The sequence below is a fragment of the Roseofilum sp. KMC-1 genome (assembly GCF_057802075.1).
This window is the reverse complement of sequence record NZ_CM173605.1, coordinates 388296-403197: the sequence shown is the minus strand read 5'-3', so window position 1 is coordinate 403197 and position 14902 is coordinate 388296. Positions and strand designations below refer to the sequence as shown.

Here is a 14902-nt window from a genome sequence, read left to right as displayed (position 1 = left end):
AACTAAACCGTTTAATCTAGGAGTTAGGATCGTGGTACGCACTGCAATGGAAACAGAATCGACAAAATCGCGGAGAGTGGCTCTATTCGCAACTACCCTTCTGGCAGTTGGGAGCATCGCTGGGTATGCCTTAGTCTCGCAAAAAAAGCTCCTTTCCCAACCCGAACCGCCTCCCGTGGTGCAAGTGCCAGAAATCAAAACCGTAACGGCTGTCGGTTGGCTCGAACCCAAGGGTGAAGTGATCCAACTTTGGGCATCTGAAGCCGCCCAAAACAGCCGAGTTGCTGAACTGCTGGTAGAAGAAGGAGACTGGGTGAATAGGGGTGATGCGATCGCCATTTTAGATAGTCGAGATCGCCTGGAAGCCGCCCTAGACAGAGCCAAAGCCCAAGTACAAGTCGCAGAAGCCGGACTAGCGCAAGTCCAAGCGGGAGCCAAAACCGGCGATATTAGCGCCGCATCTGCCCGGTTTAGCCGCACCCAAGCGGAACTCGAAGGACAAATCAGTACCCAACGGGCGGCGATCGCCACCTTAGAAGCCCAACTCCAAGGCGAAAAACAAGCCCAACAAGCCACCCTCAACCGCATCAGCGCCGAACTCAAAGACGCTCAAACTAACTGCCAACGCTACCAAACCCTACATGCGGATGGAGCCGTATCCGCCCAGGATCGCGATAGTGTCTGCCTCCAAGCTGACACCACCCAACAACGACTCCAAGAAGCACAAGCCAACCTCAACCGCATTATCACCAGTCGCACAGAACAAATCAACGAAGCGCAAGCCAACCTCAACCGCACCATCAACACCGTAGAACAACAAATTGAAGAATCCCAAGCCAGTCTCCAAGCCGTTTCCGAAGTCCGTCCCGTAGACATTCAACTCGCCCAAGCCGAACTCAGCAGCGCCCAAGCCGCCGTTCGCCAAGCCCAAGCCGACTTAGAACTTGCCTATGTCAAAGCACCTCAAGCAGGGCGAGTGATTGAAATTCACACCTATCCTGGCGAGGCGATCGATCCTGAAGGCATTGTTGAACTCGGACAAACCCAAGAAATGAGAGTCATTGCCGAAGTTTACGATAGCGATGTCGTCAAAATTCGCCCCGGACAAACCGTTAAAGTGACTAGCGATGCATTGCCTCAAGATCTAACCGGAAGTGTTGAAAAAATCGGCTTAAAAGTGAAGCAACAAAGCGCCCTAGAAATTGACCCCACTCAAAATGTTGATGCCAGAGTGGTTGAAGTGGAAATTGCGTTAGATCCAGCTTCGAGTGAGTTGGCAGCAGGATTAAGCAATTTACAAGTTTTGGTTGAAATAGAACTGTAGTGGGGATAGGGGAGTGGGGGAGTGGGGGAGTGGGGGAGTGGGGGGATTTTATGGAAGAAAATCGCAAACCATTTATTAAAACTCATGAAGATTTGGAGGTTTACCAGATGGCATTTGATGCAGCAATGAATATTTTTGAAATCTCTAAACAATTTCCAAAGGAAGAAAAATACTCATTAACTGACCAAATTAGGCGTTCTTCTCGATCGGTTTGTGCTAACTTGGCAGAAGCTTGGCGCAGAAGACGTTACCAAGGATCTTTTCTCCTGCGATTAAATGACGCTGAAGCTGAAGCCGCAGAAACACAAGTCTGGCTAAAATTTGCAGTAAAATGCCAATATCTCAATGTAGATACAGCCAGAGAACTCTACCGTCAATACAACAGAATCCTGGCTTTAATTGTTACCATGATCAACAATCCTCATAAATGGTTATTAAAAAACAAATAACTCCCCCTATTCCCCCATTCCCCCACTCCCCCATTCCCCCATTCCCCCACTCCCCCATTCCCCCATTCCCCCACTCCCCCATTCCCCCATTCCCCCACTCCCCCATCCCCCCATCCCCCCACTCCCCCATTCCCCTACCCCACCCACAATTATGTTCCGTTTCCTCAAAAACCTAGTCCGCCGAACTCCCCTCGGATTTCTCCAACTCAGCCATGATAAAACGCGCCTGTTAATCGCTATTTCTGGCATCGCCTTTGCCGATCTCTTGATTTTCATGCAACTGGGATTTCAGGCAGCACTTTATAATAGTAATACCCGGCTGCATAATGCCTTAGATGCAGATATTGTTCTGATTAGTCCCCAGGCCAAAAATTTAATTGATTTAAGTACCTTTACCCGTCGCAGATTATATCAGGCAATGGATGTGCCTGGAGTGGCAGATGCTCAACCGCTTTATGTGAATATTGCTAATTGGAAAATTCCCGGAAGTGGACGAGCCACTAAGATTTTAGTGTTAGGATTTAATCCCGATCGCCCCCCATTTAAGATCTCTGGTTTAGAGCAATACAACTCTCTCATTAAATTACCGGATACTGTCGTCTTTGACCGATCTGCACGAGGAAACTATAGCTACGCTATTAACCGGGTTTTAGCGGGTGAAACCGCTCAAACTGAGGTCGAAAATCATCAGATTCAGATTGCGGGACTGTATAAAATTGGCGCATCTTTTGCAGCCGATGGGACAATTATGACCAGCGATCGCAATTTTCTCCGCATCTTTTCCAATCGTCGGGATGTGGGAGGTGTTAATGCGGGTTTAGTTTATTTGGAACCTGGAGCCGATCTACAAACCGTTGCTAATCTCCTGAAAACCCGTTTACCCGAAGATGTACAGGTGTTAACTCATGAGGAATTTATCGCTTTTGAAAAAGACTATTGGTCAAAAAATACCGCCATTGGCTTTGTCTTTCGTATAGGGGCAGTTATGGGCTTTTTTGTCGGCTTAATTATTGTCTATCAAGTGTTGTCTACAGATGTGGCCGATCACTTGGGAGAATATGCCACATTTAAGGCTATGGGTTATCAACAAACCTATTTATTAGGCATTGTCTTTGAAGAAGCCCTGATTTTAGCCGTGGTGGGCTTTTTGCCTGGTTTGGCGGTTTCTATGGGATTGTACCGTCTCACCCGTCAGGCGACCAATTTACCCATGTATATGACCCTTTCAAGAGCCTTGTTTGTCCTGATTTTAACGATTGTCATGTGCAATTTATCGGGAGCGATCGCCACCCGGAGATTACAAGCAGCCGATCCGGCGGATTTGTTTTAGTGGGGTGGGGGAATGGGAGATGGGGAGATGGGGAGGAGTGCGAGCATCTTGCTCGCTTGTTACTCATTACCCATTACTCATTCTCATTACCCATTACTCATTACCCATTACCCATTACCCATTACCCATTACTCATTACCCATTACCCATTACCCATTACCCATTACTCATTACCCATTACTCATTACCCATTACTCATTCTCATTACTCATTCTCATTACCCATTCTCATTACCCATTACTCATTACTCATTCTTATTACCCATTCTTATTACCCATTACTCATTACCCATTACTCATTACTATGATGTCTAAATCTTCTGTAATTACCATTAACCATCTTGACCATTATTTTGGGAAAGGTCATCTACGAAAACAAATTTTATTTGATATTCAGGTAGATATTAATGCCGGTGAGATTATCATTATGACCGGGCCTTCTGGATCGGGAAAAACTACCCTATTAACTTTAGTGGGAGGATTGCGATCGGTGCAGTCGGGTAGTGTGGAAGTGCTGGGCGAAGAATTTTGTGGCGCTTCTGCCCGTAAACTGACGAGAGCAAGACGCAAACATGGCTATATTTTCCAAGCTCATAATTTGCATAAAAGTTTAACAGCGCTGCAAAATGTGCAAATGGGGTTAGAAGTGCATGGAAAATGGTCTAGTCGAGAAATGCGAGAGCGATCGGCTGCGATGTTAGAGCGGGTAGGATTAGGGGAGCATTTAAACTATTATCCCGATAATTTATCGGGGGGACAAAAGCAACGGGTGGCGATCGCCCGCGCTCTGGTTAGTCATCCTCCCCTGGTACTTGCCGATGAACCTACTGCTGCCCTTGATAGCCATTCTGGCCGTGCGGTGGTCGAGTTAATGCAAAGTTTAGCCCAGGAACAAAACTGTACCATTTTGATGGTAACCCATGATAACCGCATTTTAGATGTGGCCGATCGCATTATTCACATGGAAGATGGACGCTTGTCAGATAGCGATCGAGCGAGTATATTAGAAACGGGTTAATCGGTAATAGAAGCTTTTATAGCAGTTAGCATTAGTCTAGTTACATAAAGCGAATTCAATCAGATTATGACAACACCAACGCTTCCTAATCTAACGACACTATACGATCGGGATTATCAACTTTGGCTAGAAACAACCCTACAACAACTGCGCTCTGGAAATTTTGCTCAGGTGGATTGGCAAAATTTATTGGATGAACTCGAAAGCATGGCTAAAAGGAATAGGAGAGCTGTTAAAAGTCTGTTAACTCGACTTTGGGAACACTTACTCAAGCTCCGTTACTGGGAATCAGAACGAGAGTATAACGCCAATAAATGGAAAGCTGAAATCACTACATTTCGGCAACAGATTCGAGATGAATTACTCGATAGTCCTAGTCTCAAAGCATACCTGCCTGAATTTTTTCTGGAAACCTACCAAGATGCTAAAAGTGTAATATCCCGTTTAATGGATACATCTATCTCTTCTTTCCCAGAAGTCCCTCCTGCATCGTTAGAAGAGATTTTAGAAGACGATTGGTTTTTTGATTAATTTATCTCGCTCTTTCCCTATTGCATTTAATGCTTTAGCTCCTTAGCTCGATCGTAACAGGCGATCGCCTAAATTAAAATTAAACCCCTAAACTACACGATCTTCCTCACCCATCACATCTATTACCCAGCATGGTTGGCGTAAAGCGCCCAGGTAATCTCATTTTCTCTGATAGTCTCCTCATGTACTGTCCTGAATCCCCCTGCCCTTAGACCTCTTCCATTAAAATAGAGAACGCAGTCCCCCTTGATACCCTAGCGTGCAAATTACTTTTCTTGGAACTAGCTCCGGTGTCCCCACCCGATCGCGAAATGTTTCGGCGATCGCCCTTCGTCTGACCCAAAAATCTGAACTGTGGCTCTTTGACTGCGGAGAAGGCACTCAACATCAATTCCAACGCAGTGACCTCAAAGTAAGCCAACTTCGCCGCATCTTCATTACCCACATGCATGGCGATCACATCTTTGGCCTAATGGGTTTACTCGCCAGTTGTGGATTAGCCGGAAGCATGGAACAAATTGATATTTATGGCCCCCCCAAACTCAACGAATATCTGCAAGGATGCATCCGTTATTCCCAAACTCACTTTTCCTACCCCGTTAAGGTGCATACCGTAGAACCCGGTCTCATCTATGAAGATGCCGAATATCGCGTCATCTGCAACCCCTTGAAACACCGAGTTCCTGCCTTTGGCTATCGCGTACAAGAAAAAGACCGTCCCGGACGCTTTGATGTAGCTCGCGCTCAGTCCCTCGGCATTCCCCCCGGCCCCCTCTATGGCAAACTGAAAAAAGGAGAATGGATTACCCTACCCGACGGCCGCAAAATCCATGGTGCGAAACTCTGCGGCCCTACTCAAATGGGGAGAAGTTTTGTTTATTGCACCGATACTATCTTCTGTGAAGGAGCAGTAGACCTAGCCCAAAGTGCCGACTTGCTCGTACATGAATCCACTTTTGCCCATCAGGATGCCCAACTGGCCTACGATCGCCTCCATTCTACCTCCACCATGGCCGCTCAAGTCGCCCTAGCCGCCCAAGTCAAGCAACTGATGCTCACCCATTTTAGTCCCCGGTATGCTCCAGGTAATGCCCTACAATTGGAGGATTTATTAGCCGAAGCACGGGCAATTTTTCCGCAAACCGATATGGCCCATGATTTCCTTACCTATGAAATTACTCGTCAGGCATCTTAATCATTAAAAATAATAAAGATATCACAAAAAAAGGGCCAATATCCCTCACAATAGGAGGATGAAGCAAAAGACTAAAGTATTTATACTTAAACCGCGTTATTACAACCCTGTACCGAATAGGATAAAAGGTGTAGATTATGATGCCAACTCTGCAATACTCAATCAGCATGATTAAAGATGAAGCCCGTCACTTAGTTGATGTGGGTTCTGTTGAGAGATTACAACCGATTTACAGTTTGTGCCGTTATATTCCCAGTCGAGAATGGGAATCTGTAGAACTAGAATTAGAGCGCCACGGATATTTACTGCGCGATCGCATCATTGATTTACTGGGTAGAGAAGACTGGAAAGAAGACTAACTTTACTTGCTGTTCCTAAAGATAAACCCATAAAAAAGAGACTCTCTTGAATAGCTTGAGAGAGTCTCTTTCTTCATCCTCAAAAAAACTATAAACCCGTAGTCCCAGTAGAAGGCTTAGGTGCTGGTGCTGCTGTTTTTGTTTCTGTTTCTTCCTCTAGTTTAGGTGCAGGAGGAGGGGGTGGGGGAGCATCCGGGAAAATTTCCTCGTAGATCTTGATATACTGATCTGCGGAAAGATCCCAACTATAATTTTGGCGCATCCCTCGCTGTTGTAATTTTTTCCAATATTCCTTATATCGGAATCCTTCCAGAGCTTTAATCATACAGCTAAACAGATCCAGAGGTTCATAGCGATCGAAGCAATACCCTGTTCCTAACTCTTTCGCCGGATCATGGAAGCTCACCGTATCCACTAAGCCCCCAGTACGGCGCACAATAGGAACACAACCATAGCGCATGGCTAACATTTGGCTAATACCACAAGGCTCAAACCGAGAAGGCATTAAAAAGGCATCACATCCAGCATAAATGCGCCGAGCGAGGGCATCATTATAGAGCAACTGCACCGAAACCCGTCCCCGATAGCGGGAAGCCAACTCCCACATTTGCGTTTCATAGTAGCGATCGCCTGTTCCCAACAGCACAAACTGAGCATCCGTATACGCCATAAACCGATCCAGAATTTGCAGCGCCAGATCGATCCCCTTCTGTTCAACCAACCGGGTTACCATCCCAATTAAAAACGCGCCCTTATTCACCTCCAAGCCAATTTCTTCCTGCAAAGCAACCTTATTAGTCGGGCGTTTTTCCAACGTATCTGCATTAAAATTCTGATACAGATATCGGTCTGTTTCCGGATTATAACTCTCCGTATCAATACCATTCAAAATACCGAGACTTTTACCGCTCACATAAGAGAGCAAACCCTCTAAATTTTCCCCATATTCTGAGGTTTTAATCTGTTCTGCATAGGTGGGAGAAACCGTCGTTACCTTATTCGCAAACTGTACGGCAGCCGCCATGGTATTATGGCCTTCCATATACCAAGGACACCAAGTGATCTGGTCTAAATACCAACGCCAAGGCCCTTGATAGGCCAAATTATGAATCGTAAACACTGTATTAATATCTGGCGTTTCATGCAACCATACGGGCAACATTCCCGCGTGCCAATCATGACAATGGACAATACTCGGTCGCCAATAATTCCAAGCAAACTCCGCCGCCGCATTAGCAAATAAAGTAAACCTCCATCCTTCATCCTCTCCGAAATAAACATTTCGACCCGAAAAAGAAGGATGTCCAAACAAATAGAGCGGCACATCCGATTTAGGCAAAAAAGCCTGATAAATTTCAAAATCTTGGAACATTGCTGTTCCTTTCCAAACCGGTTCTTCAGGGATATCTATTTTATCCGGCAAAAAACCATAATAAGGCATGAAAACCCGCACATCATGACCCTTTTTTCGTAAGACTTTGGGCAGTGCGCCAACGACATCACCCATACCACCCACTTTAGCCAATGGTGCTGCTTCTGCGGCAACAAATAAAATCTTCATGTTTGCGATCACTTATGTAACATCTTGTCAAGAGGACGTGAAATAAGAGTAATTCTGAGATAGACTCACCCAATCTAGAGTACCGCAGGCGGTGACCAAAACCAATGGGGAATGGGGTAATCAGTAATTGGTGTAGGGTGGGCATTGCCCACCTTACTAACGGGCTACAGTTCTAACTCCTCCTCTTCAATCTCCACATCGAGATCGGGCAAATCATCATTATCGGTGAGTCCATCCATATCCTCCTCACTGACTTGAGCGACTGAATTAGCTGAAACTACCGCTCCCGTATCCAGTTTTTGGCGTACTTCCTTTTCTACTTCTTCAGTAAACTGGGGATTTTCTTGCATGTACTGAATGGTATTATCCCGTCCTTGGCCAATATTATTACCATCTTTACTGTACCAAGCTCCTTTTTTGGTAATTACTCCGGTTTCTTCGGCAATATCCAAAAGACAGCCCATGGAGGAGATGCCTTTACCGAAAATAATATCAAATTCGGCAATGCGGAAGGGGGGAGCCACCTTATTTTTAGCCACTTTTACTTTGGCGCGAATGCCATATTCTTCTGAACCTTTTTTCAAGGTTTGGATGCGGCGAATATCCAGACGCACGGAAGCATAGAACTTGAGGGCATTACCGCCAGTGGTGGTTTCCGGGTTGCCATAGACGACCCCAATTTTTTGCCGTAGTTGGTTGAGGAAAATGACGGTGCAGCCAGATTTGCCGATGTTGCCAGTAATTTTCCGCATGGCTTGGCTCATGAGGCGAGCTTGGGCCCCCATGGGTGCATCACCCATATCTCCTTCAATTTCCGATCGCGGCACTAGGGCAGCTACAGAGTCTATCACTACAATATCAACGGCGGCCGATCGCACCAACTGATCCACCACTTCTAGGGCCATTTCTCCGGTATCCGGTTGGGAGACGAGCAAGTTTTCAATATCCACACCCAAAACCGAGGCGTAGGTCGGATCTAGGGCATGTTCGGCATCCACAAAGGCGGCGACTCCGCCTCCTTTCTGCACTTCAGAAATGGCATGGAGGGCGAGGGTGGTTTTCCCGGAACTTTCTGGGCCATAGATTTCTATAACTCGTCCTTTGGGTAAGCCTCCTCCTAGGGCTAAATCTAGGGTGAGCGCTCCACTGGGAATGGTTTCGACTTTCATGCGCCCTGCATCACCGAGGCGCATGATTGCACCTTTGCCAAAACTGCGCTCTATTTGGGTGAGAACGGCTTTCAGGGCTTTCTGTTTATCGGAATTTTCGCTTGTTTTTCCAGCCATAGGGGTAATGTGTTGACTTAAAATTCATCATTGATTCTTATTGTAGACAATCTCACTCCCACCTTAGAGGTTGTTTTTAATTTTTAATTTTTAATTGGTCACTGAGCGGAGCCGAAGTGTTAATAGCTCATGACTGAGAGAGGCGCTTGACCTCTGCTCCACCAAGGAGCTGGTCAGCTTCTCGGAGCAGTTCGGGAATGAGATCAGCGTGGGGACTGTGGGCTAAACAGGCAGTTAAGTCAACGGAGTCTAGATCCTTAGCTTGATTGCCAGGAAACCAGTGGCTGCCATTGCCCAGGAGGTTATAGCGCATTCTGCCGTACTCGACTAAATCGTAGGCGAGGGCTAAATTTCTTAGCCAGAGAATAATAGGAATATTGATGTTTTTGGGGGTTTGTTGGGGAGTGGGCAGGCCAATATGCCAAGTTTTGTACCAAGTTTCGCCTAAAGTGGCGATCGCCGCTTCCTCTAAACGACCCAGAAGGGGGGGTAAGACTTCATCGGCCCGATCTAACAGGGGCAATACCTTCAGATGCTCCTCAAAATCACTGGGACAGGCTGCACCTAAGCTCAGGGTATGGACTTGGGAATGACTGAGACAAAACAGGTCATTAAAGACCATGGGACTCAGGGGAGCGCAGAGATCGACCAATTTTTGCGGCGGTTTGTAGAGTTGTCCCCCTTTGTCGGAGGGACTAATGATAAATACCCCCACATCATGATTGTGGGCGGCTTGAATGGCGGGCCAGTTGGTCTGATTAATGTAGTACCAATGGAGGTTTACATAGTCAAATTGACCGGTTTCAATGGCTTGGGTAATGACATCGGTGGGGCCATGGGTAGAGAAGCCAATAAAGCGAATTCTGCCCTGTTTTTGGTATTCACGGGCCACATCTAAACAGCCCCCAGGACGCAGGGTTTGATCGATGATCTCTTGAGTGTTAATCCCGTGAATGCCTAGCAGATCGATGGTCTCGAGTTGCAGGTTTTCTAAGGAGATCTCTAGGTTTTGGCGAAACTCTCCGGGATCTGGCTTGGGAGAAACCTTGGTTTGCACAATCAGGCGATCGCGGGGCAGTTTGGGTAAAATCTCACCCAATTGTAGCTCTGATGTACCATAGCCCCTAGCGGTTTCGATATGGGTAATTCCCACCTCTAGGGCATGGCGAATAATCGCTTCTAGATTTTGCTGATTCTCTGCTGGAATCTGCGATCGGGGTGTATCCTGCCACTTATATTGATAGCGCATTCCGCCACAGGAGAAGACAGGCATCAGCAGATCCGTTCTGCCAAATCGTCGATACTGCATGATTGATGGGGTTGATCGGATTCAGGGGGGTCTGGGAAAATAGGGCGATCGCCCTCATCGTGAACCACAGCTCACTTCTTTATTTCTCCATTTTACCCACTCCCCAGTCATCCTACCACCGATCCCCAAAAGACATAAAGAGTTAAGGGCAACTTACAAGTCTGACCACAATAAACGATAAGATCAACCTAATGTCCCTGTAGGATCGTCACGGCGGAGGTTGGACAGATCCGGGGTAGAACCCAGTAACGTTTACCTATCTTCAGTTCATCATGAATATGGATATCTCAGAACTCGATCATTTAGAAAACTCAGTTCAAGACTTATTATCAGCCGCCAAACTTGAACTTGAAGCGACCCGTTTAGAACAACAACGGGATGAACAAGTCAAAGCGGCTGTTGCGGAAATTGAAAAACGACTTAAACCTTTATTAGCAGATGTTGAAAACATTCTAGCTGACTTCGACCATCTCAGTTTAGGAGATAGTGTTACCAGACAAAAATTAGAAGAAAAAGCCGCAGATTTGCGCCAACAACTTGAAGAAGCCCCGATTTTAGCTGCCCAAGTTGCCGATCGCCAACTGATTCTCAATGAAGAACGGTTACTCGATGAACAATTAGCGGATCAAACCTATCGTTGGCGGCAAGAATTGAAAGCTGATTTACTCGATATGATTGCCGAACAAGAAGATTTTTATAGTGCCACCGATGCCGCCGTTGCTATTCGGCCCTATATTCAAGACCTTAAAGCCATTCAAGGATTGGAAGAAGTGGTTGAAGCCCTAATTCACCAAATTAATTTATATAGCAAAGAAGGGCCGGTTGCTCGTTTGCGAGGAAGTCACGAACAAACCCTAAATTTTATCTATGATAAAGCTATGGAAAATCGAGCTAGGGTTGAATTACCTCGCAATGTTCAGCCCAGAACTCGCCATCGGGTATCGGAAAAACAACCTAATCCCTATATGCTTTTGGAGGGAAAAGTTGTTGTATTTGGAGGTCATGATAAACTAGCAACCGCCGTCAAAAATCGCTTGCGAGCTTCTAAAGTGGACTTAAATTGGTGTACGGCTCAAGATGGCCTGCAAATGGCTCAACAAATGGAAAGTCATATTGCCAGTGCTGATTTAGTTTTAATTATTACCGGTTATGCCAGCCATGCTTTAACGGAAAAAGCCATGCAAGCCGCTCAAAATTCAGACATTACCCCAGAAATGATTAATACTACCGGTATGACCAAGGTTTTGGAAAGAATTGAGATTGCTTTAAAGTCAAAACTTTTAGCTCGTCGGTTAAATAATTCTACTCGATCTTAAGTTATGGGTAATGGGTAATGGGTTCTCTTCGCATTTGCAGCGTTTTCCTATTTCCCATTTCCTTTATTTGCTTGACCAATTGACGATTTATGTGTTTGTTTCCGCAAGCGGACATAAAAATGTTTGTTAACAAAAAAGGATCGGACTAAACTAGATGCAGGAATGGAGATCTGGCTATGTCGAATAATAAGCCAACGGTGGACAACCGCCATTGGACGGAAGTTGCTGAATCTGTGTCTATTGTCGCCTCGGTGGTGGGGGCTGGGTTTGCGGTGCTTCTGGAAAAAGTGGTTTTTGTCGCCACTCCCATGTCTTTGTCTCTGTTTCTGAATCTGATTAACCGTCAACGTCTGGCTGCACAGTATCAGCAAGATAGACAAACGGATTTGCCGCAACTGCAAGCTACTGTTTCTGGGGAAATTGAATCTTTACGCGCAGTCGTCCTTGCTCTAGGGAGTGAAATCAACCCTCGACAGTGGGAACAAGGGCTGAGTAGAGTTGAAACTAACTTAATGAGCCGTTTATCAGTTTTGGAGACCCTAGATTTTAAGATTATGGAAGAAGAGTTAGCCCAGCTTCGCAATCAGTCCAATTATGTGCTGGAATCTTTAGCCCAGATTCTACAACGGCTCGATCGCCTCCCCAATGAAGAGAGCTTACAATCTTTAGAATCCCAGTTAACTCAACTTTCTGGGGAAGTGAAAACCCTAAAGCAAGATGTAGACAGCGATTTAGCCGAACTGCGCGGTCAATATAGCCGATTGCAAGAGCATCTGGATCAAAATTTTAACGCATTTGTGCAGAATTTAAGCATCTGGAAAGAATCCGTACAAGGGCAAATCGATCGCCTGGATCTGAGTCAACTCAACACCGCATCGAGCCAACTGGAAAGCCTGGAAACTATTCTAGAACGGCTCGGTTCCCAGTCAACGGAGTTACTCAGCTCCATTGTCCAAGTCAATAAACAGTTACAATCTTTACCCGTTCCCCAAACCTCCGGTGATGTTCTCCCCAAATTAAGCCAACTGCAAACCCAACTCGATAAGCTGGCAGCAGAAATTGGGCGTTTACCTACTCAAGTGCCAACCCCAGAACCCTATACTAAAGCGGCTCTTGCCGAACTGCAAAACCAATTGAACCAACAAACGGAGCTACTGGTTCGGTTGCAAAGCCGTTTAGAGGAAGCGCCCCAACCCCCTAAACCTGATGGAGAAACACCAATTTCGGAAGTCAAGAGTTTTACCGAGCGAGCGGAAAAATGGGTCAGTCGCCTGAAGAAGGGGTTTGATGATTTTCAATCCCAGATGGATTTTGAGCCAGATCTCAGTCGTGACGATGAATGGGGGGATGAGGCGGAGTGGGATACTCCTGCACCTAGCCAATCGGCAACTCCTCAAGCTGCATCTCCAGTAGTTTCTCCTCCAGTTTTTGTCAAAAGTAAAACGGGCTGGCAATGCGTGAAAACCCTTACTCAATCGAGCGCTGTGACTTGTTTAGCCCTCAGTTTCGATGGCAGTCGGTTGGTGAGTGGGGGCTATCAGGAAATGAATTCTGTAAATTTAAGCACGTATGAAATTACGCGGCTATTTTTAGATACCGAGGATTTATCCGTCAGTTCCGTTGCTCTGAGTCGGGATGGTAAAACTCTAGCAGCAGCTACCGGAGAAATTGAAATTTGGAATTTAACGACGGGTAAACGGCTGCAACAATTGGAATGTGAGGATTGGACAACGGTGGTTGCGATTAGTGCGGATGGCAAAACTTTGGTGAGCGCGGGTTCGGAACCTTTGGAAGAGAAGAGTTCCCTAAGATTTTGGGATTTTGCTCACGGAGAGCTGATCCGCACTAATTATTATGTGGATTATGAGATTGACTCGTTAGGATTTAGCACTGATGGCAGTGTTTTGGCGATCGCCGGCCGGAACGATTATCGCGGTTTAATCCAAGTTTGGCAATTGGGAGCCGATACCCCCCAAATGACTCTAGAAGTGACCATGGCCCTTTATAGTGTAGCTCTGACACCGGATGCTCAAATGTTAGCGGGCGGATGTGGCGATCGCACCATTAAACTGTGGAATTGTAGCACGAGGGGGTTAGTGCGAACCTTTTCCGGCCATCAAGGGATTGTCTATACGGTCGGACTTAACCCGGATGGACAAATGCTAGTTAGCGGCAGTCATGACCAGACGATCAAACTCTGGAGACTAGAAACCGGTGAAGAACTGGACACCTTAGTGGGTCATCAAGGCCCTGTAACTGCTGTTGCCTTTAGTCCAGATGGGAAGACTTTAATCAGTGGTTCCCAAGATATGACCGTCAAAATCTGGCAACAAACTGGTTAACGGCAACCGGGATGGCATTTGAGGCATTAGGTCTCTTCTGCCATCGGGCCGTTATCAGGCAAACATGAACCAAAGTTAAGCACTAGAGCCTACAGTCGAATTCGCTTGAGCGGTTGAACCATTGCGACCATGGGTATGGCCATTGCCACGAGGCATGAGGACTCCATAGCCACCATGATTGCGCTCATAGATCACATTGATTTCTCCTGTATCTGCATTTCTGAACATAAAGAAATCATGGCCCACAAGCTGCAACTGTTCAAGGGCTTCTTCTACCTTCATGGGAGGCATGGCAAAATACTTGGTTCTCACCACATCTGCTGGCAGTTCCGGAGTGCCCTTAGCGATTAAATCACTAATGCCTTCCGTTTCTTCCAGAATTCCGGAGGGTTCAATCTCCGCCTTGGTTTTGTGTTTGTTATTTTGGCGCTTCTCCTTATACTTCCGCAGCCGTCGAGCAATCTTATCTGCCACTAAATCAATACTGGCATAGAGATCTTCGCTGCTCTCCTCCGACCGAATGACCGTTCCATTGGCATAAATCGTCACTTCAGCCGTCTGCTTGGGGTTTATCCGGGGATTACGAGCTACCGAAAGATTGACATCAATCTCTGTTGTCAGACTCTCAAAATGGCTGACAGCCTTTTCAACTTTTTGATTAACATAGTCACGAATTGCATCTGTTATTTCAATGTTTTTTCCCTGGATAACAAGCTTCATATAAGCTTCCTCCCATTAAACGAATTTCCCTAGGGTGGTCTTAACTCTTAGTGTACTGCTAAGAGAGACCTTCCCTTGGGGCTATAAGTTTACCCTAACATTTTGTATTCTGCTGAACACAACCATTAAAAATCTGTTGCATCCCTTGACAATTCTTGATGTT

13 protein-coding genes are annotated in these 14902 nt (G+C 46.1%); 9 read left to right on the top strand and 4 right to left on the bottom strand.

The window, feature by feature from the left end:
• The first annotated feature begins 31 nt into the window (after window positions 1-31).
• The 7 genes from AC3FZD_RS01940 to AC3FZD_RS01910 all read left to right on the top strand — a co-directional run bounded on the left by AC3FZD_RS01940 (window position 32) and on the right by AC3FZD_RS01910 (window position 6205).
• The gene (locus AC3FZD_RS01940; RefSeq protein ID WP_488738515.1) at window positions 32-1324 is read left to right on the top strand and encodes an HlyD family secretion protein; all 1293 of its coding nucleotides are present in this window, start codon (window positions 32-34) and stop codon (window positions 1322-1324) included.
• Window positions 1325-1374: 50 nt separating this feature from the next.
• On the top strand, window positions 1375-1773 hold the full coding sequence (locus AC3FZD_RS01935) for a four helix bundle protein (protein WP_488738514.1): 399 nt from the start codon (window positions 1375-1377) through the stop codon (window positions 1771-1773).
• A 151-nt stretch (window positions 1774-1924) separates the two neighbouring features.
• Entirely contained in the window at window positions 1925-3103 is a 1179-nt protein-coding gene (gene devC / locus AC3FZD_RS01930; RefSeq protein ID WP_488738513.1) for an ABC transporter permease DevC, read from the top strand.
• 303 nt (window positions 3104-3406) lie between these two features.
• On the top strand, window positions 3407-4120 hold the full coding sequence (locus AC3FZD_RS01925; RefSeq protein ID WP_488738512.1) for a DevA family ABC transporter ATP-binding protein: 714 nt from the start codon (window positions 3407-3409) through the stop codon (window positions 4118-4120).
• 66 nt (window positions 4121-4186) lie between these two features.
• A complete protein-coding gene (locus AC3FZD_RS01920; protein ID WP_488738511.1) occupies window positions 4187-4651 on the top strand; it encodes a DUF29 domain-containing protein in 465 nt (154 codons plus the stop codon).
• Window positions 4652-4910: 259 nt separating this feature from the next.
• On the top strand, window positions 4911-5846 hold the full coding sequence (locus AC3FZD_RS01915) for a ribonuclease Z (RefSeq protein ID WP_488738510.1): 936 nt from the start codon (window positions 4911-4913) through the stop codon (window positions 5844-5846).
• 137 nt (window positions 5847-5983) lie between these two features.
• Window positions 5984-6205 carry a DUF4327 family protein gene (locus AC3FZD_RS01910; protein WP_488738509.1) on the top strand — a complete coding sequence of 74 codons (222 nt, stop codon included), beginning with the start codon at window positions 5984-5986 and terminating at the stop codon, window positions 6203-6205.
• An 88-nt stretch (window positions 6206-6293) separates the two neighbouring features.
• Here AC3FZD_RS01910 and glgA read toward each other — a convergent pair whose 3' ends face one another.
• From glgA to AC3FZD_RS01895, 3 genes are all read right to left on the bottom strand, one after another.
• A complete protein-coding gene (gene glgA, locus AC3FZD_RS01905; RefSeq protein WP_488738508.1) occupies window positions 6294-7766 on the bottom strand; it encodes a glycogen synthase GlgA in 1473 nt (490 codons plus the stop codon).
• Window positions 7767-7930: 164 nt separating this feature from the next.
• Window positions 7931-9052 carry a recombinase RecA gene (gene recA, locus AC3FZD_RS01900; RefSeq protein ID WP_488738507.1) on the bottom strand — a complete coding sequence of 374 codons (1122 nt, stop codon included), beginning with the start codon at window positions 9050-9052 and terminating at the stop codon, window positions 7931-7933.
• Between the two features lie 127 nt (window positions 9053-9179).
• Window positions 9180-10361 (bottom strand): aldo/keto reductase, encoded by a 1182-nt coding sequence (locus tag AC3FZD_RS01895; protein ID WP_488738506.1) that lies wholly within the window; start codon window positions 10359-10361, stop codon window positions 9180-9182.
• Between the two features lie 272 nt (window positions 10362-10633).
• On the opposite strand from AC3FZD_RS01895, the gene AC3FZD_RS01890 reads away from it, so the two are divergent.
• Together AC3FZD_RS01890 and AC3FZD_RS01885 are read left to right on the top strand one after the other, a co-directional pair.
• Window positions 10634-11677 (top strand): DUF2325 domain-containing protein, encoded by a 1044-nt coding sequence (locus AC3FZD_RS01890; protein ID WP_488738505.1) that lies wholly within the window; start codon window positions 10634-10636, stop codon window positions 11675-11677.
• Between the two features lie 176 nt (window positions 11678-11853).
• Window positions 11854-14019: a WD40 repeat domain-containing protein gene (locus AC3FZD_RS01885; RefSeq protein ID WP_488738504.1), complete on the top strand. Its 2166-nt coding sequence runs from the start codon at window positions 11854-11856 to the stop codon at window positions 14017-14019.
• A gap of 75 nt (window positions 14020-14094) precedes the next feature.
• Here AC3FZD_RS01885 and hpf read toward each other — a convergent pair whose 3' ends face one another.
• The gene (gene hpf / locus AC3FZD_RS01880; RefSeq protein ID WP_488738503.1) at window positions 14095-14739 is read right to left on the bottom strand and encodes a ribosome hibernation-promoting factor, HPF/YfiA family; all 645 of its coding nucleotides are present in this window, start codon (window positions 14737-14739) and stop codon (window positions 14095-14097) included.
• Between the last annotated feature and the right edge of the window lie 163 nt (window positions 14740-14902).